The organism is Anoxybacillus andreesenii, assembly GCF_030813005.1.
Taxonomy (GTDB): Bacteria; Bacillota; Bacilli; order Bacillales; family Cytobacillaceae; genus Robertmurraya; species Robertmurraya andreesenii.
The window spans coordinates 27,200-48,832 of the sequence record NZ_JAUSTU010000001.1; the positions used below are offsets into that span (position 1 = coordinate 27,200).

A 21,633-nucleotide genomic window follows, 5' to 3' on the forward strand; every position below is an offset into this window, starting at 1 on the left:
GGCATGAAACGCTCCTTTTTAATTAAGCCGATGCTTGACGACGATTATCCAACGGCTAAGTATGGAAAGGGCATCTACATTTATGATGAAAATGATAAACAGTATTTAGATGGATCTTCTGGTGCCGTAACTGCTGGAATCGGTCACGCTGTTCCTGAAATAATTGAAGCGATGCATGCGCAGGCTCAAAAAATCTCCTTTGTCTACCGTTCACAGTTCACAACAGAGGAAGCAGAGAGGCTTGCGGAAAAGCTAAGTCATATTGAATTCATAAAGGATGGAGAATACTGCTCATTTTTTGTCAACAGTGGTTCAGAGGCCACGGAAACAGCGATGAAAATTGCTATTCAATATTGGCAGGAGCAAGGTAAGCCGACAAGAATCAAAGTAATTTCGAGATGGACTAGTTATCATGGCATCACAATGGGGGCTTTATCCCTATCGGGGCATTCAGAAAGAAGAAAGCGCTTCGTCAGTTTACTCGATGACCTGCCAACAATCCATGCACCATATTGCTACCGCTGTCCATTTGCTGAAAGCTTCCCAGGCTGTCAGTTAAAATGTGCTTCAGAGCTAGAGGGGGCCATTCAGAGATTGGGTGCAGATCAAATAGCCGCTTTTATCGCTGAACCAATTATAGGGGCGGCAGGAGCTGTCATTGTTCCGCCGGAAGGATACTACGAAAGAATTAAGGAAATATGCGAACGCTATGAAATTCTTTTTATTGCTGATGAGGTGATGACCGGAATCGGTCGAACAGGAAAAATGCTTGCGATGGAGCACTGGGATGTCAAACCAGATATCATTGCGCTTGGGAAAGGAATGAGCGCAGGCTATACTCCTATTGCTGCGACCCTTGTTAGTGAGGAAGTAATGAAGCCAATAAGACAAGGTTCCAAGGTGATTATGAGCGGTCACACTTACAGTGCCAATCCTCAGTCCGCCGCTGTGGCTCTTGCTGTATTGGACTATATTGAGCGGCATCATTTGGTTGAAGAGGCAGCCGAAAACGGTGCATACCTGCTTAACGAATTACAGAAGCTTGCGAAAAATTATCCGATTATTGGCGATGTCAGAGGAAAGGGACTGATGGCGGGGGTCGAGTTTGTCTCTAATTTCTTTAGTAAGTATCCATTTAGCAAAAATGTGAATTTGACAAATAGGATTGTCGCAACAGCTAGGGATAAGGGACTCCTCATCTATCCTGCTTCGGCAGGAATCGAAGGCGGAGATGGGGATGCCGTGATCATTTCCCCTCCATTAACGATAAAAAAACATGAAATTGATCAATTGATTCATATTTTTAGAGACACGATTGAGGAAGTGCAAGGTGGCCTCATGATGGATGATGAACTTGGTTCGATAAGTTAGGAGGGATCAATTTGAGGGAGGCAAAAAAGAAAACACCCAGCAAGGTCATCACGGTAGAGAAAGCGCTTACTTTTGTTGAAGATGGTTGTGTTTTAATGTTCGGTGGCTTTGGGGGAGTTGGAAATCCTCCTACTTTAATCAACGGAATCTATGAAAAAGGGGTTAGAAACCTCACCTTAATTGGAAATGATTCCGGATTTCCCGACATCGGCATTGGAAGAATTGTCAGTCATGGTCGGGCAAAGAAATTAATTACGACTCATATCGGCTCCAATCCGATTGCGGGGGAATTAATGGTTGAAGAAAAAATGGAGGTGGAATTTTGCCCCCAGGGAATTTTGGCTGAACGGATTCGGGCAGGCGGCGCAGGTCTTGGGGGGATTCTCTCCGATATTGGCCTAGGGAGTGTGATTGAAAAAGGAAAACAAAAGGTGTTGATTGGGAACAAGGAATATTTGATTGAAACGCCCCTGCAGGCGGATGTAGCCATTGTTCATGCCAAAAAAGCAGATACCTATGGAAACCTTGTCTACGACAAAAGTGCGAGAAACACCAATCCATTAGTAGCAACCGCAGGGAAAATTACCATTGCGGAGGCAGAAGAAATTGTGGAGCCGGGAGAGTTAGATCCAGAATGTATTATTACTCCAGGAATTTATGTTGATTATGTTGTCAAAAGCAAAGGAGTGGACTGGAAATGGGCATGGGAGTAGATACGAGAAATCGCATTGCTAGAAGAGCGGCTAAGGAAATTAAGGATGGCATGATCGTGAATCTAGGCATTGGGATTCCCTCTCTTGTGTCCAATCACCTCCCGTCCGATATTCATGTGATGTTCCATGCGGAAAACGGCATTCTCGGAATGGGGGAGTCACCGGAAAAGGGTGCGGAGGATGCCATGCTTTGCAATGCTGGGGGCTTTCCTGTCACGATTGTCCCTGGAGCATCCTACTTTGACAGTGCACAGGCCTTTGGCATGATTCGCGGTGGTTACTTAGACATTACGATTCTTGGAGGTCTTGAGGTAAGTGAAAAAGGAGATCTAGCAAATTGGGTAATTCCGGGAAAACGGGTGCCTGGCATCGGTGGAGGCATGGAGCTTGCCGAAAAGGCAAAGAAGGTCATTGTTTTAATGAGTCATGTGAACAAAGACGGCGAGCCGAAAATCTTAAAGGAATGCACCCTTCCATTAACTGCAGGGCGCTGTGTGGATTTAATTATTACGGATCGGGCGGTGATAGAGGTGAGGGAGGAAGGTCTTGTCCTTCTTGAAGTAATGGAGCCGTTCACGATCCAGCAGGTGGTTGAAGGTACGGGCGCTGCATTAATCATTTCGGAGGATGTAAAAAGCATGAACTAACATGGGGGTGTGTTGAATGGCTAGAGAGGGCAAGATCCGGGAATGGCTTGAGCAACATCGTGAACGAGGAATCCAGCTCCTAGAACAATTTGTTAGAGCTAGAAGTACCCAAGGAAATGAGAAGGACGTTCAACAGCTAGTCATAGAGGAGCTTGAGCGAATGAACCTAGAGGTGGATGTTTGGGAGCCGGGCGGGAAAGAGCTTCTAGGCAACCCTTATTTTGCATCATCAAGAAAAGAGTTTTCAGGAAGCCCTAATGTAGTTGGTGTGCTAAAGGGGGCGGGAAATGGTCGCTCGATCATCCTCAATGGACATGTGGATGTTGTACCAGAGGGGGACCTAGATAAATGGGAGGATGACCCTTATAGTGCAAGGATTGTTGATGGAAAAATGTTTGGCCGTGGCACGACAGATATGAAGGGTGGAAATGTTTCACTGCTCCTAGCCATACAAGCGATCCAAGCATTGGACATTCGTCTAAAGGGAGATATTATTTTTCAAAGTGTGGTAGAGGAGGAAAGTGGTGGGGCAGGCACGCTTGCGACCATTTTGAGAGGCTATCAGGCAGATGCTGCTCTTATTCCTGAGCCCACCAACATGAAGATATTCCCGAAGCAGCAAGGGTCGATGTGGTTCAGATTACATGTCAAGGGGCAATCAGCACATGGTGGCACACGCTATGAGGGAGTAAGTGCGATTGAAAAGAGCATGAAAGTTGTAGAATCGATTCTCGAGCTGGAAAAGGTACGTAATGAAAGAGTGACTGACCCTTTGTATGAGAAGATCCCGATTCCGTTTCCTATTAATCTAGGCAAAATATCGGGAGGAGATTGGCCTTCCTCTGTTTGTGATTTGGTGGTGATGGAAGGAAGGATGGGCGTATCTCCAGAGGAAACAATGGATGCTGCCAAAGCAGAATTGGAAAGCTGGCTTGTAGGCTTGAAGGAAGTCGATCCATGGTTTGAGAAGCACCCTGTCACGGTGGAGTGGTTCGGTGCACGCTGGTTGCCAGGGTCCATTGATGTTGAACATGAATTAATGAAAACCCTTGTTGTCAATTATAAGAGAGTATTAGATGAAGAGCCGATTATTGAAGCGTCACCATGGGGAACGGATGGCGGCCTTTTAACAGGTGTCGGGGGCACACCGTCCATTGTTTTTGGCCCCGGCGTAACGGAAATGGCTCATTTTTCAAATGAATACATTGAGCTTGATAAAATCTTTATCACTGCAGAAATTATTGCCCTATGTCTATTGGATTGGTGTGGTGTTGACGGCGAATAAAGAAAAGAGCCTCCATTTTCACTAATAATGGAGGCCCTTCTCGTTTTAGGGATGAAACAGCAGCAGCTTTCCGCTTGGAGAGGTGCAGCGATGAGTCTTTTCTAATGCCCCTTTTTCTGAAAGCATCTTCTCCCCTAATTGCTTTGCCTCAATATCATCCTTGGCTTCAAATGCTTCATCCACAAGTTTTTCCCCGTTTGGTTCAAATACCGTTAATTTATAAGTTTTCATAACCAAGCATTCCCCTTTACCTTATATATACCATTATTTTTGCATAATTTTTGAAAATTTGCAAAGAGGAAAAATTCTATCTTGAAAATGAATCCATTTGGATTTGTTTACGTATAAACTAATGGAAGAGGAGGATGCAGTATGGTATTAAAGTTAGAGCATGTAACAAAGCGATTTGGAAGCTTCACCGCTGTCAATGATCTATCCCTCTCGATCCCAGAGAGTGAAATGTTCGGATTCTTAGGTGCGAACGGAGCGGGAAAGACGACCACTTTTAGAATGATTCTTGGACTACTTGATCCTAGTGACGGCAAAGTAACCTGGGACGGAAAACCGATCAACTATGAGACAAGCCATATTATTGGCTATCTACCTGAGGAAAGAGGGCTTTATCCGAAGCTCAAAGTAAGGGATCAGCTCATTTATTTAGCCCGATTGAGGGGAATGAACAAGCAGGATGCGGCAGAGGAATTAGAGAAATGGTTAACTCGGTTCGGAAATCCTGAGTATATGGATAAAAAGGTAGAAGAGCTTTCAAAGGGAAACCAGCAGAAGATTCAATTTATTGCAGCTGTATTACATAAGCCGAAGCTACTTATTTTGGATGAACCCTTTAGCGGTCTGGACCCTGTGAATGTAGAGCTGCTTAAGGAGGCAGTGCTGGAGCTAAAGGAACAGGGGACCACGATTGTGTTTTCCAGTCACCGCATGGAGCATGTTGAGGAAATGTGTGAGCACTTGTGTATTATGCATAAAGGAAGCCCTGTCGTTCATGGTTCGCTAAAGGAAATTAAGCGAGCATTTGGGAAAAAGAATCTCATTATTCATGCGGATTTTGATCTTGAAGACATAAAGAACTATCCAGGGGTGAAGAAAGCTAAGCAAACACCAGAAGGAGTTCATTTACAAATTGAGGGTGAATATGTCGCAGAAAAGCTCCTAAAGGATATCGTTGGGAAAGGCTTCATTCGCAAGTTTGTCCTTGAGGAGCCTTCTTTAAATGACATTTTTATCGAGAAGGTAGGTGCATCCTATGAATAATTTCTGGATTATTTTATTTCACACATATTTAACAAAGCTGAAAACAAAGTCCTTCATTATTACGACCATTCTAACCGTTGTCCTCGTTCTCGGACTTACTAATATGAGCAATATCATCAATTTTTTCAATGATGGAGATGGGGACGATAAGATAGCGGTCCTTGATGAAACGGGAGTTCTATTTGAGCCGTTAAAGGAGCAATTAAAGGTAACTGGTGCTGACGTTCCATTAGAGGCCTTTGCTGCTGGTGATAAGGAAGCGGAAAAAGGGGTAAAGGACGGAAAATATAAGGGCTTACTCATTCTTACCTTTGATGCCAACGAGCTTCCTGTTGCAACCTACAAGGCGATGAGTATTTCTGATTCAACTTTCGTCACAACATTGTCCGGGGCTTTACAGCAAATAAAAACGCAATTAGCGGCAAGCCAAATCAATCTAACACAGGAGCAGCTGGCGAAGCTCTATGAACCAGTTCCAATAGAAAAAGTCGCATTAGAGAAAAATGCTAAAACAGAGGAAGAATTGAGTCAGGCAAGAGGACTTGTTTATGTGCTGTTATTTGTGATTTATTTTGCCGTTATTATGTATGCAAACATGATCGCAATGGAGGTTGCAACGGAGAAGTCTTCACGTGTAATGGAAATCTTAATTTCGAGTGTATCTCCGATTAAGCAAATGTTTGCCAAAATCATCGGAATTGCCTTGCTCAGTTTGACACAACTAGCTGTCCTTTTAGGGATCGGATATTTTTCCATTAAAAAGAATATAGATTCGATGGAGGGAGACTTTTTTAGCTTCTTTGGTTTTGGGGATATACCTCTAGCGACCATCATTTATGCCATTATTTTCTTCCTGTTAGGATATTTCCTATATGCGACACTTGCGGCATTCCTGGGATCCCTTGTAAGCCGAATTGAGGATGTCCAGCAAATGATTACACCGATGACTTTATTGGTAGTTGCTGGTTTCATGATTGCGATGTTCGGGCTTGGGCAACCGGAGACACCTTTTATTACCATTACGTCCTACATCCCGTTCTTTACCCCAATGCTTATGTTTATGCGTGTGGGAATGCTTACTCTCCCGACTTGGGAACCGATTTTAGGCATTGTCATCTTACTTGTCTCGATCATTCTCCTTGCTTTCTTTGGAGCAAGAGTATATAAGGGCGGTGTTCTCATGTATGGGAAATCGAATTCTTTTAAGGATATTAAAAAGGCATTGCAGTTAACGAAAAACAAGTAAGAAATTTTGCTCCAGTAAAAAAATTCCTTTGCTTGCTTTTTGGTTTTGTATCTGTTATTCTTAGAGAGAATTATTTTTGTTCAACATTTAAGGGAAGAGATAAATATTATTTTCGCCTGGAAGAGCAAGAATAGTAATACATTTGTGCGCTGGACGCACGAGGAGGCAACATACAATGGAAAAAGGTAAAGTAAAATGGTTTAACGCAGAAAAAGGCTTCGGATTTATCGAGCGCGACGGCGGAGAAGATGTATTCGTTCATTTCTCAGCTATCCAAGGCGAAGGCTTCAAAACTCTTGAAGAAGGTCAAGCAGTTACTTTTGACGTAGAGCAAGGTGCTCGTGGACCTCAAGCAGCTAACGTTAACAAAGCATAATTAACCATTCGAACCTTCAAGCAGACTCATTCATGGGTCTGCTTTTTATTTTGCATTTTGGTACCAGGTACCGAAATTTATATAGAACATATATTCGTATTATGGTAAAATGGAAGAAAATGATGAGTGAGGAAAAGCGATGAAAAGTGTGACATTTATTCATGCGGCAGATATTCATTTAGACAGCCCTATGGTTGGTCTTCAAGGCTTGCCAAAGAATATTTTTCAAAGGCTGCAAGAAAGCACCTTTAAGGCTTTTACCCGAGTAATAGATGCTGCGCTCACCAACAGCGTCGATTTCGTAATTCTTGCAGGAGATTTATTTGACCATGAGGATCGGAGTATCAGAGCACAAATTTTTCTTAAGAAGGAATTGGAACGGCTAGAAAAAGAGGGAATCCCTGTTTTTCTTGTCCATGGGAATCATGATCATTTAAGCGGGAACTGGACTGATATTAAACTTCCAGGCAATACATATGTTTTTGGTTCAGAGGTCTCGGTAAGTAAGCTTCAAACAAAGTCTGATGCGACTGTACATCTCTATGGTTTCAGCTATGGAAAGAAACATGTATATGAGCGGAAAATTATCGAATACCAGCGTCAGTCTGGTGCTGATTTTCATATTGGCATTCTGCATGGAAATATGGAAGGAAGTAGTGAGCATGGCAACTATGCTCCATTTCATTTATCAGAGCTACTTGAAAAGGAGTTTGATTACTGGGCTTTAGGACATATTCACAAGAAAATGCTTCTGAATGAAGAGCCTCCAATTGTCTACTCTGGCAATACACAAGGACGAAATAAAAAGGAAAAAGGCGCAAAGGGATGCTATATCGTTACCCTTCAGGAAGCAGGTTCACAGCTTCAATTCGTGGAGACTAGTGATGTTAACTGGTCTGAACTGGTCATAAATGGAGCCAATGTCACAAGCGTCGATGGACTATACCAAATATGTCGGGCGAAAATAGAGGAGGCCAGGAGAGAAGGGAGAGGGACCCTTGCACACATAGTTGTTCAGGATCTTTCCATTGATTCTTATCATGCAGCCATGGTGGACGAGCTCCTTGAAATTCTTCAGGAGGAAGAAAAGGAAGAAACAGAATTTGTTTGGCCGATCCACATACAAATAGACGAAGCGCTGAATTTTGATAAGGAAGAGCTAGCCAATCACTCCGACTTTTATGAAGAGTTATTTACCGTCATGGATGAATTCATAGAGTTCGAAGAGACGCTAGCACCTTTATATAAACATCCAAGTGCTAGAAAACTTTTATCCTCTCTCACTCAACAGGAACTGACAGAAATAAAGAAGGAAGCTGAGAAGCTCTTAATTCAAAAGCTCATCCAACAAGGATAGGGGGTGGCATCGTTGAAAATTTTGGAAATTCATATATATGGTTATGGAAAGCTAGAAGATGTTCGTATGACGAATTTAAGGGAGTTCCAAGTATTTTACGGAGAGAATGAGGCTGGTAAATCGACGATTATGTCATTCATTCATAGTATCCTTTTTGGATTTCCAACAAAGCAGCAAACGGAATTGCGCATGGAGCCGAAGAAGGGAGCCAAATATGGCGGACAATTAGTGCTCTTTTTCGAGGAACAGGGCAGGGTCGTCGTGGAAAGAGTGAAGGGTAAGGCAAGCGGCGATGTAAAAGTTCTATTTGAGGATGGGACGGTTGGAGGAGAGGAAGGGCTGCAGGAGCTTTTGCTTCACATCGATAAATCATTATATCAAGCGATTTTCTCCTTTAATCTGCATGGTTTACAGAACGTACATCAATTAAAAAGTGAGGATTTAGGTAAGTTTCTGTTCTCTACAGGCACGATCGGGACAGAGCGGTTAATGACTGTCGAACAGCAGCTCCAAAAAGAAATAGACCAGCTATTTAAGCCTAGCGGAAGAAAACCTCTTATCAACGAAAAACTGAAAGAGGTGAAATCTGCTTACGAGGATTTAAAAAAGGCAGAACAGCAAAATACAGGCTATGGTCAGCTCATTCAAAGGAAGGAAGAGCTTGAGCAGCTCATTCGGCTCAAACAGGAACAGATCCATAGTGCGCAGAAACGGATTCATCAATTAGAGGAATGGAAGAAGCTTGCTCCTATAGCTAAGGAAAGGGAACTTTTAAAGGATCGGATCGAATCGCAAAGTCTATCGTTCCCTGTTGACGGTCTATCACGACTTGACTCAGTACATCAGCTCCTTAAGCCATTAGAGGCACAATTAAAGGTCTTATTAGACAAGAGAGATAGACTTGAAAAAGAGCTTGAGGAATATCGCCCGAATGAGGAGCTCCTCGAAAAGGAAGCGTTGATTCAGCATGCATTAGAAAGTCTCCCCCTATACGACACTCTCCAAGAAGAAGAGGCAGAATGGCAATCAAAGGTAGAGCACTTGCTGAGAGAAATCGAAGAGATAAAAGAAAAGCTTCATTTCCCCACGGATGAAAGCAAGCTAGAACAGTGTGATACAAGCATTTTTATGGCTGAAAAGACAAGGGATGCTGAGAAAAAGCAGCTCCGTCTTCAGGAGAAGAAGCTTGAATTAGATGATGAGTTTGTTAAGGAAAAGCAGGAGCTAGAAGGAATCGAAGGGCAAATAGACCTTCTAAAGAAAGAGTTGCTTCCAGATGATGTCAGGGAGGCAAAGAAACAAAAGCTGGAGGACTTCACCAATAAGGCTTCAATGGAAAGAGAGTTAAAAAATATACAGGATCAGATTGATCTATATCAATTATCTGCCAAAAAGGCAAAGGAGCAAACGAAGCAAAATTATTATCAATTCTTGATCCTATGTAGCATTTTGTTAATCTTCGTTGGCTGGGGTATGCTCAAGACCCAATGGCTAGTGGCTTTTATCGGAGGAATTGGGTTTCTATCACTGCTCTTTTTCCATCTAAAAGGCAAACAGTCGAGCAATGAAGATTTGCGTCGAAAGCTACAAGCCTTAAAAACACAGGAGCAGAGTCTGAAGGAACAATTGAACAATCAGGATTCATCAGCCATAGGATTAATTAAAGAACAATTAACAAGAGATTCCCTGCTTCAAGAGCAGCTCACAATGTTGAAAATGAAATGGGAACAGCAAAATGCTAAGTATGACCGAATTATACAAGCATTTGAAGAATGGGAAAAGGAAGCACTTGCTCATCAAAAACTGCTGGCTCGTTTAGGTACGGAATTATCCATCCCTGAAGAAATTGCTTTGAGAAATATTCATTCGGCCTTTCTTTTAGTAAAAAAATTGAAGGAAGGCTATAGAGAGTATCAGCAATCAAAGGCACAATTGGAAAAGAAAAAAGCAGCAAGAGATAAAATCAAAGAAGCTATTTTCACCTTGGGTAAACAGCTTGGTATTGAGGAAGCGAGATCCGTTTACGACCAAGCCATCCAATTGCGTGAAATCTTGAAAAAGGAATTAGAAAAGAAACAAACCTTTAGTATTTTGAGGGAAAGGCTGGAAGAAGTTCTTGAGGAAATGGAGAGAGTTAATAAGGAATGCAGTTTCCTTCTTAAAGAAAGAGAGGAGCTTTTTCAACTGGCTGATGTACATTCGGAGGAGGATTTTCGCTTGCTTGGGAAAGAGGCAGAGAAGTTAGCTGAATGGTCCAATCGAATGGAGGAACTACAGAAGCAAATAGATATCTCGATGTTGACTGAAAGTGAAATAAAGGAATTTATGGCAATAGAGGATCTTCCATTCGTCCTTGAAGAGGCATCTGCGCAACTAAAAGTAAATATCAACGAAGATGAGGAATTGCGACAAGAACTTGCCGAAATCAAGCATCAAATTGCCTTGCTTGAAGAGGGAGGACGATATGGGGAGCTTCTCCATCAGTATAGACAGCTGCAATCTGCACTTGATATCGATGCGAAGGAATGGGTCAAGCTCTCGTTAGCGAAGGAAATGCTAAGAAGAACAGTCGCAAGCTTCAAACAGGAACGGCTTCCAACTATGCTAAAAAAAGCAGAGGAATATTTAGCTTTTTTAACAGATGGAACCTATATCAAAATATTTCCGAAGGGTGAAAGCAACGGTTTCTTAATTGAGAGAAAGGATCACCTACTGTTCGAAGCAAATGAATTAAGTCAGGCCACGACAGAACAGGTGTATGTTTCTCTGCGATTGGCCCTAGCAACAACCATTTATCGGAAAATGCCTTTTCCGATCATTATCGATGATAGTTTTGTAAATTTTGACCACGTCCGTACGGAAAAGGTGATTTCTTTGTTAAAAACATTGAAGGAAAATCAGGTCCTGTTTTTTACCTGTCATTTGCATTTATTGGACTATTTTTCTAGAGAAGATGTCAATATTTTAAAAGAGTCCATCGATCCTCCTATCCATTCCCAATAAGTGTGAAGAAGGATTATGCTATAATAGCTTCATAGAAAAGTAAATATTCGATTGATAGGAGAGGAGTGTCGAGTCTATGAGCAAGGGAATTCTTCAGCATGAGGTTGGAGAGCAGGTGGAGAAATTTCTATTGATTAAAAGCTCCACCAAGGGTACTGCAAGCAATGGTAAGCCATTCTTAACACTTATTCTACAGGACCAGACCGGTGAAATTGAAGCAAAGCTATGGGATGCATCTGAGGATGATGAAAAAAATTACTGTGCAGAGACCATTGTGAAGGTACAGGGAGATATTCAGAGCTATCGTGGGAGAAATCAGTTAAGACTCAGACAAATTCGTCCTTCGTCCCCGCAAGACTCGGTAAATCTATCCGATTTCCTTGTTGTCGCTCCCGTAGATAAAGAAGAAATGCAGAGTAAAATCACCCAGTATATATTTGAAATGAAGAATCCTAATATTCAAAGAATCACGAGGCATTTGCTGAAGAAATATTACGACGCATTTTTTGAATATCCGGCAGCGACAAAGAATCATCATGAATTTGTTTCAGGCCTTGCCTACCATGTCGTAAGCATGCTGGATTTAGCTAAAGCCATTGCTGGCCTCTATCCAAGCTTAGATAAGGATTTACTCTACGCTGGTGTGCTGCTTCATGATTTGGGAAAGGTCAAGGAGCTTTCTGGACCTGTGTCTACTACCTATACGGTGGAAGGAAATCTTTTAGGACATATCAATATTATGGTTTCTGAAATATCGAAAGCAGCTGATGAGCTGGGAATTTCAGGGGAGGAAGTCCTTGTTTTGCAGCATTTGGTCTTAAGTCATCATGGCAAGGCTGAATGGGGAAGTCCGAAGCCACCGCTTATTAAAGAGGCCGAGATTCTCCACTATATTGATAATATCGATGCCAAGATGAATATGCTTGATCGAGCGCTGGAACGCGTCAAGCCTGGGGAGTTCACTGAAAGAATTTTTGCTTTGGATAACCGTTCCTTTTATAAGCCTCTCTTTCATAAGTAATAAAAATGCCTTTTTTAAGGGCATTTTTTATGCCAATGTAAAGAGATAATCATAATCCTATTGCCCAAGCATACATTTTTATAAAAAGAGCTTGTACAAATCTTTTGGAGGGAGAATGTATGGATATTCCAATTTGGGTCTTATTATTAGTTGGTGGGATTATCATTAGCGCTTTCATGGCTGTCAAAACAGGGAGAGATGAGAGAAAGCAGGAGCATGAATTAATAGAGAGAGAAGGCGAAGTGTACATCCAACGCCTTGAAAAGGAAAGGGAAGAGAGAATGGAAAAGCGTTCGTTTGGCTAAGGGTACAAAAAAGGGGTTCCAAATTAGGAACCCCTTTTGATTACTTGCTCTCTTTTTCTTTGTTGTCTGCATTCGTATTGTCTTGGATGATATCCTTTAAGTCCTTATCCTTAACCTTAACGTTGGCATTTTTTAATTCTTTTTGGAGAGCCTCTTGCATGGCAGTATTATCGACCTTTGATACTTTGACTTTCTGCTCAATTTCAGCCTTCATTTTGTCCAGGCTTTCTTTTTTCTTTTTGTCAGTTACTTGAATAATATGCCAACCATTGTCAGTTTTGACAGGCTCACTAATTTGATTCACATCAAGGGCATAGGCAGCTTCTTCGAATTCAGGGACCATTGCACCTGCACCGAACCAACCAAGATCTCCACCTTGCTCAGCAGAGCCTGGGTCTGTTGAATTTTCTTTAGCAAGCTTTGCGAAGTCCTCGCCCTTATCAAGCTTCGCCTTAATTTCCTTCGCCTTCGCCTCATCCGCAACTAAAATATGACGGGCTTTAATTTCAGGTTTAATATTATCGTAATACTCTTTGATTTCCTTATCGGTTACCTTGACATCTTTTGTTGCTGCTTTTTCAACAAGCAAGTCCAATTTCAAGCTTTCCTTAAGCTCTTTCTCAGTCATTTGATATTGCGCTAACGCCATTTCGAAATTATCCCCAAGCTGATCCTTAACCTCTTGTAGTCTTGCGTCTAATTCCTTATCTGACACTTTATATTTATCTGATAGCACTTTCTCATACACAAGCTGCTGAAGAACCTGTTTCCCATTTGCTTTCTTCATTGCATCATAAAGCTCGTCCTTTGTAATATTGCCGGCCTTTGTTTCGACAACCGTGTCTGATGAGCCAGCATTATTGCATGCTGATAATCCAATAACCCCTAGTACTAAAGATAGGGCAAGTATCCATTTTTTCATTAAAACAACTCCTAAATTTTTTAATTTCTTTCGTGTAATTTCTACAAACAATACTATAACATAACTTGGAAAGAGAGCAAAAGAAAAACCCATTTTGACTGTTGATTTTCAAAAAAATAGGCACTGTCACTATTCCATAAAAGGGACTACTACATAGGATAAAGTATAGGCAGTTGATGTGGAGCTAAATTTAGTCTCATCCAGCAATCCGAACTCAAAAAGATACCTGCCTACATGGTAGAGATAATTTTCTTATAGAAAGAAGTAAATGCAATGGAAGGGGGTGTTACGATGAGTCATGGAGGATATGGTGGAGGATTTGCGTTGATTGTTGTCTTGTTTATCCTTTTAATCATTGTAGGAGCAGCATGGTGGTATTAATTAGGTGTAGAGATTATCAAATGAATCATTGAAAAAGAACATGGGAGCAGCCCATGTTCTTTTGTTAAGAAAACAATATTTCAATATATGATGAAATGAGAAGAATGGTCACCAATACATTAATCGTTCTAAAAACCTTTGGTTGCCGTTCTTCAGGGATTTCTTTTTGTAAACAAAGGGAATTTGTGAGTTTATTAATATTAAATAATATAAAAATAGCAAAAATTATAAATATGGAGATGATCACCAAATCCCTCCTTGTTGGGACAATTTTTCTTTTCACAACCATATCAAATTTTCTCTGAAAAGGAAAGTGTAGTTGAGAAGAAAATCTCATTCCTACATGTTTCGTACTTGATGATGGTGGATCAATATTTCAAAGCCATCATCATTTTCCTCTATAAATGCTGCCTTAGGTGCTTTAAGGATATTCAAACCGTAGGCAATATCAGGCACAGAAAGTCCAATTTGATAAGCCATTAAAATAGCAAAATAGTGTACATAATGCGGAAATAAGAAACAGCTAACAGCTAAAAGGATTGTAATGGATATAAAAGGCAAAAACAAAGCGAACAGAAACAATGGCTTCGAGATCGGCTCATGTACTTTTACTTCGATAAATGGGTAAACTCCGTATTTCCATTCAATTCTTTTCCTTATCTTTGAACCAAGATGAGCTACAGGCAAGTAATGTAACAGCTTATGAAGAGGGTACATCAAAATGATTCCGAAAATGAATAAGACGAATTGATTATCATAAAGCTCATTAGGAGCAAAAAAATAAGAAAGTGGAATATAGAGTATAATAAAGGTGAGCAACATCGTAATTAGTGAAAGAATAAACATTCTTTGGGAACCATATTGCTTTGAGTAATTAACCGTTTTCCAGCAATTCAAGATATCATCCTCCATCAGGAGCTACCTGAGCTTCTTTTACACGTAAAAGTCATTCATTTACTCACTTAAGATACTTTACGATGAAAGGATGAAAAAATCAATAGGAAATCGTATTACATTTTTAGCTAGATTTTTGCAAAAAATAAGCGAAAGATAGACGCTTTATTATACTAATTTTAACTACATTTTGAAAGAGGATCCACTATGAATTTAGATGTCTTATTAGAAAAGATCAATCGTCTTGAATTTCATCAATCGCTTCTATTAAAAATGATCGTGGATAGCGAGGATCATTTTTATCGGATGATCATCGAAAAATCATTAACGGAACAGGATTTGAAACAATTCTACCAGAGCTGTGACGAGCTAACTGTTGCTTTAGAAGAGCAAAAAGCGGAGGGATTTGTCAATTTTGAGCCACTTTTCCAAAAATTCAAAGCAGCTCTACACCCAAACCTCATCGCAGAAGAAGTCGTTCATGCCTGTCTCCGCCAACAGCTATATCGGCCTCTCATGTTAGAGTTTCGAAAATTCATTTAAGCTAGACACATTCCTTGGTAGAAGGCTTCTTTTTGAGCTTCCCATCCTCGTCGTTGAATTCATTTTCAATATTTTCAAAGGACTTTTCAAAAATTTCCATGAAATCATCGCCATAGATATTACGAACAATCGCCATCATTTCGACGATTTCTGGAAATTTCCCATATAGGCTTTTTAATGGCATTGCCCCAGAGAATACAGCATTCTTTTCTGGGTCATAGGTTTCCATTAGATTTAGTAAAATTTCTTCCCCTTTTTCAGTAAGCTGAATGTATGTGTTTCGTTTATCGTTTTCCTTCTTAGAAAAATTCAAAAGTCCTCTTTCCTCGAGTTTTTTCGAGAAATTAAATGCGGTAGATACATGCATAACACCGAATTTAGCCACATCTGAAATAGATGCTCCATTCAAATGGTAAGCAATCCAAAGGATATGGTGTTCATTAATATTCAGGTCAGCTGGCTTAATCCATTGCTGCCAATCCTTTTCAATCGACTTCCATAAGGCTTTGCTTAATTGTGCAATTCTTTGACTAAAAATCATAGCTTCTTTCATTGAATAATGTTTCTCTGTCATCCCCTAAATTCCCCCGATTTTATTTTTCTTACTATTCATTATGCCAATAAAACAAAAAGAAATAAAGATAAAAAATACTAAATTTTTAGAAATTTATTTATAAAGTTTGTATAACAAAGGTACATGAGTTGAAAAAAATCCTTAAAAATATTTCGAGTTTAGAAGAAGAATTTTTATAATATATTACTTTTCTGTGTTTTATTTAAAAATCCTTCAATTTTTTCAAAAAAGTTTTATAAGAAATTGAAAGATTTATTATTAATGGAAAAATAATATTCTTTTGCTCTAATGGGTTAAAGCTTTTCTATCTTTTCATAGGAGGGACTTTTTCGCATATAGATGAAGTAAGACTTTTTTTGCAGTGTCTTCAGGAGGAGTGAGTGGGATTGGCTAGTACTATTTTTTGGATATTTGTTGTAGGGATCGGATTATTTATTGGAGCCTTATTCAATGCTATGTCAGTAAAAAAACCCGGATTTTATCCTCCAAAGAGAGTATTAAAAAGGCGGGCGGTTTTACTTGCGGCTTTGGGGAGTATTAGTTTTTTATTGGGGATGCTGTTATCCGCATTTAAATGAAGGCATATTTTTCATGCAAACAGCAAAAAAAGAACCCAATCGGGTTCTCCTTATTAACTGCTGACTGTTTGGTTTGTAAGCTTTGTTCTCTTGACAATGGTAAGGGCCACTGGATAAAGGACAACCATGGCAACCGTATTAGCGACAGCTGCTGGTAATACAACACCTGCGAAAAGAGCTGCGAATGGTCCTGGCAGACCGACAATGATAGCGGCAGACCCTAGGAATACAAAGCCAGATACAATGGTTCCCAGTGCTGTTAACACCGCAATACTAACAATATTGGTACGGTATTTCTTTAATGCTAGGAATAAAGCAAAAAAGATAAAGGCTGTTATCGGCTTATCGATAATGTTTGGGATAAGACCCATTGGAAAAGTCGTTGTTAACCCTGAGATAATACCTGTTACCAAGCTTAAGAGCAAAATGCTCTTCCCATCTGGGAACAAAACAATCCCTAAGAACATCATCGCCAGCATCATGTCCGGCTTCATTCCAAACACGATTCCGGGCATAACCGCATGTAAGACAGCACCCATACCAACGAGCAGGGCTAACGCAACCAAATTTTTTGTTCTCATTTCTCATCTCTCCTCAGCTATTCTAACTTTTTCTTTCGCTTCTCCTACAGTGCACTCATTGCCTGCAGCGATCAGCTTGCTACTATTATATCATAAAAAGTCAACTAGTAAAGTTGAAGAATTCTGATAATTAACGGTAGGTTTTCATAAATTCTGCCAATCTCTGCACATGTTCAAGAGGAACTGCGTTATAGATCGACGCACGGCAGCCACCGACGGAACGATGTCCGTTCAGGCCAATAAAACCTTGTTTCTTTGCTGCATCTAAGAAATTTTTTGTGTCATCCTCAGTAGGAAGAGTAAAGGTTACGTTCATGTTCGAACGGCTTTCCTTGCTCGCATGTCCCTTAAAGAAACCATCGCTCTCATCGATTGCATCGTAAAGATATTTTGCTTTTTCAATATTCTTTCTCTCTAGGGCTGCTAGACCGCCTTCATTTTCCACCCAATCGAGCACTAATTTTAATAAATAGATCGCAAAGGTAGGGGGCGTGTTATAAAGAGAATTATTTTTACTAAAGGTTTGGTAATTCAGCATCGTTGGTAGATGATCTAGAGGCTCACTAATCAAATCCTTTTTAACGATGACAACCGTCACCCCTGATGGTCCGAGATTCTTTTGGGCACCGGCGTATATCAGTCCAAACTTGCTAATATCCAGTGGTCTACTAAGAATATCACTGGACATATCGGCGATCAGCGGAACTTTAAGGTCAGGGAAGGACTGCCATTGGGTGCCGTAAATTGTATTGTTAGATGTAATATGAAGGTATGCGGCATCTTCCTGTAACAAATCCAAATCAAGTTGAGGAATAGAACGATAATTTTCCTCTTTTGTTGAAGCAAGGATTTTCGTGTTCCCAACCTTTTGCGCTTCCTTAAGCGCCTTTTCTGACCAAGCGCCTGTAAGGACATAGTAGCCAGTCTTATCTTCTGATAATAAATTCATCGGCACCATGGAAAATTGTAGACTTGCACCGCCTTGCACGAAGAGAATTTCGTAGTTGTCAGGAATTTGGAGAAGTTTTCGCAATTGGCTTTGCGCACTGTTATGTACTTCTTCATAATCCTTGCTGCGATGGCTCAACTCCATAACAGACATGCCAGTTCCGTTGAAATTTAGCAAATGCTTCTGTGCTTCCAGCAATACTACTTCAGGAAGAGCGGCTGGTCCAGCATTAAAATTGAATGCTCTACTCATTTTTAACAACCTCCATATTTTTCTGCTTTAAAGAATTAAAGATACTATGTGATTCATTCTACATAAATCGGTATGGAGTGTAAATGATAAAAGTTGAACATTTCGAAAATTTGTTTGGAGATAGGCTATGTAAAAATACGAAGTTTATCTTAGCCTTTTAGCTGTACGTGAACGGGTTTTATTCGGTACGAAAACTCTCGTGAACGTGCACCTATAAGGCGGAATATATATAAAAGCCTCCCAGCTCATGCTGAAAGGCTTTAGTTTTATAAATTTTGCTTGATTTCCTTTGCCATGTTTTGATAGTCTTCTGGGGTATAATCGCTCTGATGAGTTTTCCAGACAGCACCAAAGCCGTCACCCTCACCATATCGGGGAAGAAGATGCAAATGGAAATGGAACACCGATTGTCCGGCTTTTTCTCCATTGTTGTTGACAAGGTTCATTCCAATTGGGTTATAGGTTGTTTTTAAAGCATTGGCGATCTTCGGCACTACCTCAAAGATTTGCTGGGCAACCTCAGGTGTTAGCTCATAAACATTTTCCTTATGTACCTTAGGAATAACAAGGGTATGTCCTTTCGTTACCTGGCTAATATCAAGGAATGCAACAACATGCTCATTTTCAAAAACTTTGGCTGATGGAATTTCTCCATTAACAATCTTACAGAAAATACAATCGCTCATTTTCAGACTCCTCTCGAGTATTTTAGAATATTTTACCACAAGCGAGAGGCAAAGAGAACAGGATGAAGCTGCGCAGTCATAGCGATTGACTTATTAGTCCAAAAAAGTGGAACAGGCAGGATTCCTCTTGAATCCCGCCTGTCCCTTTGAAGGGGAAATGCTTCTTGTTCATTCGGGTATCTTCCCTTTGATAAACACCTCATTTGCATGAATGTTATCTAATGAGAAATCGATCCATTGTCCAAGCGTACCATCCCCTTATTCCTTATAGGTTTCACAACTTATAAAGCGGGTAGATAGCCTTTAGCGAACACCCCATTTATTTATAAAATGGTTTACAGATCTAGGTTAGTGAACTAAATAGTCCAATACAACCATCCCCTTATTGGAACGTTTGAAGCTTATTTTCAATGGTTATTGCCTGCGACAGACATCCCATTTTTAACTTGGTTTTCCCCTTCGAATATTATCATGTCCAGACTACAAAAAAATATGTGCGATTTTTAATTTTTTCTCTTTTTTCTCTTTAATATTTATTTTTGATTAATAAACCGCCTTATATGTGTACGTTCACGAGAGTTTTCGTACCGAATAAAACCCGTTCACGCACACATATAAGGCTAATAAACAAAGCGCTATATGCTAAATATTTCACAACCGTATCGTATTTCTATTTTTTAGAAGTGCAATTTGTTAAAATGAAACTAACTACATTTGGGAGTTGTTGTTGAATGAGTTTGCTGGAAATCAAAGAGATCACGGGTGGTTACACAAGAAACCCCGTTCTAAAAAATGTTTCTTTTGAAGTGAATGAAAATGAAATAGTCGGTCTCATTGGCTTAAATGGAGCAGGAAAAAGCACAACCATCAAGCATGTTATCGGTTTAATGGAGCCGCATAAAGGTGAGATCAGCATTAATGGAAGGACGTTTCAGGAGGACAAGGAGGCCTATCGAAAACAGTTTACGTTCGTTCCGGAAACCCCCATTCTATACGATGAGCTAACGCTGGACGAGCATTTATCAATGACGGCAATGGCCTATGGGCTTGACAAGAAAATTTTTGAGGAGCGAAAGCAGGTTCTCTTGAAGGAATTTCGAATGCAAAAGCGGTTGAAATGGTTCCCAGCCCATTTTTCGAAGGGGATGAAACAAAAGGTCATGATCATGTGTGCATTTCTTGTACAGCCAAGTCTTTACATCGTAGATGAGCCTTTTGTTGGTCTCGATCCTCTCGGTATCCAATCCTTGCTTGATCTGATGAAAAAAATGAAGGAAGCTGGGGCAGGAATTCTCATGTCGACACATATTTTGGCAACTGCGGAGCGCTATTGTGATCGTTTTGTGATTTTGCATGAGGGTAGTGTGCGGGCAAAAGGGACTTTAAAGGATTTGCAGGAGCAATTTTCGATGCCAAATGCGACGTTAGATGATTTATATATTCAGTTGACAAAGGAAGAAGACTATGTTTGATGAAAAGAGGCTCTGGAAGGAAAGAGTAGGTCGAACATTAAAGGAATTAAGCAGATATGGACGTTATATCTTTAATGGTCATGTTGTTATTGGCATGGTTTTCTTAATTGGTACAGCATCCTATTATTATCAAGGCTGGGTGCGAGGTTTGGAACAGGATTTTCCAGTGGCGGTTGTTATGGCTGTCCTGTTGGCTCTTTTGCTCACATTCAGTCCCATCTTTACCTTTCTAATGGAGGCGGATCGGATTTTTCTTATTCCGCTTGAAGAGAAATTAAAGCCATATTTTCAACGATCGATGGTGGCAAGCTTTTTTATCCAATTGTACCTATTGATTGGGGGCCTTGCCATCCTGATGCCGATGTACGCACAGGTTCATAACAATGATTATGGAAGCTTTTTACCATTTCTGTTGATGATGTGTGTAGCTAAGGTGTTAAATCTTCTCATCCGCTGGCGCGTACAGTTTTACGTGAGTACGAATGTACATATGATTGATTCAATCATTCGCTATTTTATCAATGCAGTTTTTCTTTTTCTCTTGTTTTCGCATGCCCAGCTTTGGTTCATTCTTCCTGTTCTCTTCATTTGTGGAATGCTCTATCTGCTTTATTTTTCGCAAACAAAGCAAAAGGGTCTGAAATGGGAGTTCCTCATTGATCAGGAAGCAAAGCGAATGATGGCCTTTTACCGTTTAGCGAATTTATTTACGGATGTTCCGAAGCTAAAGGATAGGGTAAAGAGAAGAAAATGGCTTGATTGGGTATCCGGATTCCTTAAATTTGAGCATAAAGGGGTCTATACCCATCTGTATGTCCATACATTCATTCGAGGTGGAGACTATCTCGGCCTTTTCATTAGATTAACGGTGATTGGGATGCTGGTTCTTTTCTTCGTGGTGTATGGAAAGGGGCAGATTCTCTTTGTGCTATTGTTCTTATTTCTCACCGGCTTTCAGCTTATGCCACTATGGAATCACCATCAGAATAAAATATGGCTGCAGCTATATCCAATCGAAGAATCGTTCAGAGGGAATGCCTTTAAGAAAATCCTTACAATCATTTTAATGCTCCAGTCTATATTATTAGCCATTCCGATCTTTCTGAAAGAAGAATGGGCCGTTGGCTTTATCTCTATGGTCGCAGGGTTTGTATTTAGTTATTTATTTGTCTATATTTATCATAAAAATAGGCTAAAAGCTTAAC

General features: G+C 40.4%; 24 protein-coding genes. 16 read left to right on the forward strand and 8 right to left on the reverse strand.

Going from position 1 to position 21,633, the window contains the following annotated elements; translation table 11 throughout:
- Nucleotides 1-3: 3 nt before the first annotated feature.
- Genes J2S07_RS00160 through J2S07_RS00175 form a run of 4 tightly spaced genes read left to right on the forward strand, consistent with a single transcriptional unit; the run spans nucleotide 4 to nucleotide 4,016 of the window.
- Entirely contained in the window at nucleotides 4-1,371 is a 1,368-nt protein-coding gene (locus tag J2S07_RS00160) for an aspartate aminotransferase family protein (protein ID WP_307148365.1), read from the forward strand.
- Nucleotides 1,372-1,382: 11 nt separating this feature from the next.
- Nucleotides 1,383-2,084: a CoA transferase subunit A gene (locus tag J2S07_RS00165; protein ID WP_307148366.1), complete on the forward strand. Its 702-nt coding sequence runs from the start codon at nucleotides 1,383-1,385 to the stop codon at nucleotides 2,082-2,084.
- Nucleotides 2,069-2,731 carry a 3-oxoacid CoA-transferase subunit B gene (locus J2S07_RS00170; RefSeq protein WP_307148367.1) on the forward strand — a complete coding sequence of 221 codons (663 nt, stop codon included), beginning with the start codon at nucleotides 2,069-2,071 and terminating at the stop codon, nucleotides 2,729-2,731. The genes J2S07_RS00165 and J2S07_RS00170 overlap by 16 nt, the downstream gene beginning before the upstream one ends.
- A 16-nt stretch (nucleotides 2,732-2,747) precedes the next feature.
- The gene (locus J2S07_RS00175; RefSeq protein WP_307148368.1) at nucleotides 2,748-4,016 is read left to right on the forward strand and encodes a peptidase; all 1,269 of its coding nucleotides are present in this window, start codon (nucleotides 2,748-2,750) and stop codon (nucleotides 4,014-4,016) included.
- Between the two features lie 45 nt (nucleotides 4,017-4,061).
- On the opposite strand, the gene J2S07_RS00180 is transcribed toward J2S07_RS00175, so the two are convergent.
- Entirely contained in the window at nucleotides 4,062-4,247 is a 186-nt protein-coding gene (locus J2S07_RS00180) for a YhzD family protein (RefSeq protein ID WP_307148369.1), read from the reverse strand.
- 141 nt (nucleotides 4,248-4,388) lie between these two features.
- Between J2S07_RS00180 and J2S07_RS00185 the strand changes: the two genes are divergently transcribed.
- The 7 genes from J2S07_RS00185 to J2S07_RS00215 all read left to right on the forward strand — a co-directional run bounded on the left by J2S07_RS00185 (nucleotide 4,389) and on the right by J2S07_RS00215 (nucleotide 12,596).
- Nucleotides 4,389-5,288, forward strand: coding sequence for an ABC transporter ATP-binding protein (locus J2S07_RS00185; protein WP_307148370.1), 900 nt, complete (start codon nucleotides 4,389-4,391; stop codon nucleotides 5,286-5,288).
- Nucleotides 5,281-6,534 (forward strand): ABC transporter permease, encoded by a 1,254-nt coding sequence (locus tag J2S07_RS00190; protein WP_307148371.1) that lies wholly within the window; start codon nucleotides 5,281-5,283, stop codon nucleotides 6,532-6,534. Before J2S07_RS00185 ends, J2S07_RS00190 begins: the two co-directional genes overlap by 8 nt.
- 175 nt (nucleotides 6,535-6,709) lie before the next feature.
- Nucleotides 6,710-6,910: a cold-shock protein gene (locus J2S07_RS00195; RefSeq protein WP_307148372.1), complete on the forward strand. Its 201-nt coding sequence runs from the start codon at nucleotides 6,710-6,712 to the stop codon at nucleotides 6,908-6,910.
- A 139-nt stretch (nucleotides 6,911-7,049) separates the two neighbouring features.
- Nucleotides 7,050-8,267 carry a metallophosphoesterase family protein gene (locus J2S07_RS00200; protein WP_307148373.1) on the forward strand — a complete coding sequence of 406 codons (1,218 nt, stop codon included), beginning with the start codon at nucleotides 7,050-7,052 and terminating at the stop codon, nucleotides 8,265-8,267.
- Between the two features lie 12 nt (nucleotides 8,268-8,279).
- Nucleotides 8,280-11,270, forward strand: coding sequence for an ATP-binding protein (locus J2S07_RS00205; RefSeq protein WP_307148374.1), 2,991 nt, complete (start codon nucleotides 8,280-8,282; stop codon nucleotides 11,268-11,270).
- Between the two features lie 76 nt (nucleotides 11,271-11,346).
- Complete coding sequence (gene yhaM, locus J2S07_RS00210) at nucleotides 11,347-12,291, forward strand: 3'-5' exoribonuclease YhaM (protein ID WP_307148375.1); 945 nt, start codon at nucleotides 11,347-11,349, stop codon at nucleotides 12,289-12,291.
- 119 nt (nucleotides 12,292-12,410) lie between these two features.
- Entirely contained in the window at nucleotides 12,411-12,596 is a 186-nt protein-coding gene (locus J2S07_RS00215; protein WP_307148376.1) for a sporulation YhaL family protein, read from the forward strand.
- Nucleotides 12,597-12,636: 40 nt separating this feature from the next.
- On the opposite strand, the gene J2S07_RS00220 is transcribed toward J2S07_RS00215, so the two are convergent.
- A complete protein-coding gene (locus tag J2S07_RS00220; RefSeq protein ID WP_307148377.1) occupies nucleotides 12,637-13,518 on the reverse strand; it encodes a peptidylprolyl isomerase in 882 nt (293 codons plus the stop codon).
- 291 nt (nucleotides 13,519-13,809) lie between these two features.
- Between J2S07_RS00220 and J2S07_RS00225 the strand changes: the two genes are divergently transcribed.
- Nucleotides 13,810-13,899: a YjcZ family sporulation protein gene (locus tag J2S07_RS00225; RefSeq protein ID WP_307148378.1), complete on the forward strand. Its 90-nt coding sequence runs from the start codon at nucleotides 13,810-13,812 to the stop codon at nucleotides 13,897-13,899.
- Nucleotides 13,900-13,963: 64 nt separating this feature from the next.
- On the opposite strand, the gene J2S07_RS00230 is transcribed toward J2S07_RS00225, so the two are convergent.
- Nucleotides 13,964-14,143: a hypothetical protein gene (locus J2S07_RS00230; RefSeq protein ID WP_307148733.1), complete on the reverse strand. Its 180-nt coding sequence runs from the start codon at nucleotides 14,141-14,143 to the stop codon at nucleotides 13,964-13,966.
- Nucleotides 14,144-14,238: 95 nt separating this feature from the next.
- The gene (locus J2S07_RS00235) at nucleotides 14,239-14,796 is read right to left on the reverse strand and encodes a DUF3267 domain-containing protein (protein ID WP_307148379.1); all 558 of its coding nucleotides are present in this window, start codon (nucleotides 14,794-14,796) and stop codon (nucleotides 14,239-14,241) included.
- A 204-nt stretch (nucleotides 14,797-15,000) separates the two neighbouring features.
- Here J2S07_RS00235 and J2S07_RS00240 point away from each other — a divergent pair, with 204 nt between their 5' ends.
- Nucleotides 15,001-15,336: a DUF1878 family protein gene (locus J2S07_RS00240; RefSeq protein ID WP_307148380.1), complete on the forward strand. Its 336-nt coding sequence runs from the start codon at nucleotides 15,001-15,003 to the stop codon at nucleotides 15,334-15,336.
- Nucleotide 15,337: 1 nt separating this feature from the next.
- On the opposite strand, the gene J2S07_RS00245 is transcribed toward J2S07_RS00240, so the two are convergent.
- The gene (locus J2S07_RS00245; protein ID WP_307148381.1) at nucleotides 15,338-15,910 is read right to left on the reverse strand and encodes an HTH-type transcriptional regulator Hpr; all 573 of its coding nucleotides are present in this window, start codon (nucleotides 15,908-15,910) and stop codon (nucleotides 15,338-15,340) included.
- Nucleotides 15,911-16,290: 380 nt separating this feature from the next.
- Between J2S07_RS00245 and yhzF the strand changes: the two genes are divergently transcribed.
- The gene (yhzF, locus tag J2S07_RS00250; protein ID WP_307148382.1) at nucleotides 16,291-16,488 is read left to right on the forward strand and encodes a membrane protein YhzF; all 198 of its coding nucleotides are present in this window, start codon (nucleotides 16,291-16,293) and stop codon (nucleotides 16,486-16,488) included.
- 53 nt (nucleotides 16,489-16,541) lie between these two features.
- On the opposite strand, the gene J2S07_RS00255 is transcribed toward yhzF, so the two are convergent.
- The 3 genes from J2S07_RS00255 to J2S07_RS00265 all read right to left on the reverse strand — a co-directional run bounded on the left by J2S07_RS00255 (nucleotide 16,542) and on the right by J2S07_RS00265 (nucleotide 18,956).
- On the reverse strand, nucleotides 16,542-17,069 hold the full coding sequence (locus J2S07_RS00255) for a tryptophan transporter (RefSeq protein ID WP_307148383.1): 528 nt from the start codon (nucleotides 17,067-17,069) through the stop codon (nucleotides 16,542-16,544).
- Nucleotides 17,070-17,199: 130 nt separating this feature from the next.
- Nucleotides 17,200-18,270, reverse strand: coding sequence for a 3-phosphoserine/phosphohydroxythreonine transaminase (gene serC / locus J2S07_RS00260; protein ID WP_307148384.1), 1,071 nt, complete (start codon nucleotides 18,268-18,270; stop codon nucleotides 17,200-17,202).
- A gap of 266 nt (nucleotides 18,271-18,536) precedes the next feature.
- A complete protein-coding gene (locus J2S07_RS00265) occupies nucleotides 18,537-18,956 on the reverse strand; it encodes an HIT family protein (protein ID WP_307148385.1) in 420 nt (139 codons plus the stop codon).
- A gap of 731 nt (nucleotides 18,957-19,687) precedes the next feature.
- Here J2S07_RS00265 and J2S07_RS00270 point away from each other — a divergent pair.
- Both J2S07_RS00270 and J2S07_RS00275 read left to right on the forward strand, forming a co-directional pair.
- Entirely contained in the window at nucleotides 19,688-20,428 is a 741-nt protein-coding gene (locus J2S07_RS00270) for an ABC transporter ATP-binding protein (RefSeq protein ID WP_307148386.1), read from the forward strand.
- Nucleotides 20,421-21,632 carry an ABC transporter permease gene (locus J2S07_RS00275; protein ID WP_307148387.1) on the forward strand — a complete coding sequence of 404 codons (1,212 nt, stop codon included), beginning with the start codon at nucleotides 20,421-20,423 and terminating at the stop codon, nucleotides 21,630-21,632. The genes J2S07_RS00270 and J2S07_RS00275 overlap by 8 nt, the downstream gene beginning before the upstream one ends.
- Nucleotide 21,633 lies beyond the last annotated feature (1 nt).

Coding starts and splice junctions, on each gene's coding strand:
- J2S07_RS00160 (WP_307148365.1), top strand. CDS start 4: ATGAAACGCTCCTTTTTAATTAAGCCGATGCTTGACGACGATTATCCA.
- J2S07_RS00170 (WP_307148367.1), top strand. CDS start 2,069: ATGGGCATGGGAGTAGATACGAGAAATCGCATTGCTAGAAGAGCGGCT.
- J2S07_RS00175 (WP_307148368.1), top strand. CDS start 2,748: ATGGCTAGAGAGGGCAAGATCCGGGAATGGCTTGAGCAACATCGTGAA.
- J2S07_RS00180 (WP_307148369.1), bottom strand. CDS start 4,247: ATGAAAACTTATAAATTAACGGTATTTGAACCAAACGGGGAAAAACTT.
- J2S07_RS00185 (WP_307148370.1), top strand. CDS start 4,389: ATGGTATTAAAGTTAGAGCATGTAACAAAGCGATTTGGAAGCTTCACC.
- J2S07_RS00190 (WP_307148371.1), top strand. CDS start 5,281: ATGAATAATTTCTGGATTATTTTATTTCACACATATTTAACAAAGCTG.
- J2S07_RS00195 (WP_307148372.1), top strand. CDS start 6,710: ATGGAAAAAGGTAAAGTAAAATGGTTTAACGCAGAAAAAGGCTTCGGA.
- J2S07_RS00200 (WP_307148373.1), top strand. CDS start 7,050: ATGAAAAGTGTGACATTTATTCATGCGGCAGATATTCATTTAGACAGC.
- yhaM (WP_307148375.1), top strand. CDS start 11,347: ATGAGCAAGGGAATTCTTCAGCATGAGGTTGGAGAGCAGGTGGAGAAA.
- J2S07_RS00215 (WP_307148376.1), top strand. CDS start 12,411: ATGGATATTCCAATTTGGGTCTTATTATTAGTTGGTGGGATTATCATT.
- J2S07_RS00220 (WP_307148377.1), bottom strand. CDS start 13,518: ATGAAAAAATGGATACTTGCCCTATCTTTAGTACTAGGGGTTATTGGA.
- J2S07_RS00225 (WP_307148378.1), top strand. CDS start 13,810: ATGAGTCATGGAGGATATGGTGGAGGATTTGCGTTGATTGTTGTCTTG.
- J2S07_RS00240 (WP_307148380.1), top strand. CDS start 15,001: ATGAATTTAGATGTCTTATTAGAAAAGATCAATCGTCTTGAATTTCAT.
- J2S07_RS00245 (WP_307148381.1), bottom strand. CDS start 15,910: ATGACAGAGAAACATTATTCAATGAAAGAAGCTATGATTTTTAGTCAA.
- J2S07_RS00255 (WP_307148383.1), bottom strand. CDS start 17,069: ATGAGAACAAAAAATTTGGTTGCGTTAGCCCTGCTCGTTGGTATGGGT.
- serC (WP_307148384.1), bottom strand. CDS start 18,270: ATGAGTAGAGCATTCAATTTTAATGCTGGACCAGCCGCTCTTCCTGAA.
- J2S07_RS00265 (WP_307148385.1), bottom strand. CDS start 18,956: ATGAGCGATTGTATTTTCTGTAAGATTGTTAATGGAGAAATTCCATCA.
- J2S07_RS00270 (WP_307148386.1), top strand. CDS start 19,688: ATGAGTTTGCTGGAAATCAAAGAGATCACGGGTGGTTACACAAGAAAC.
- J2S07_RS00275 (WP_307148387.1), top strand. CDS start 20,421: ATGTTTGATGAAAAGAGGCTCTGGAAGGAAAGAGTAGGTCGAACATTA.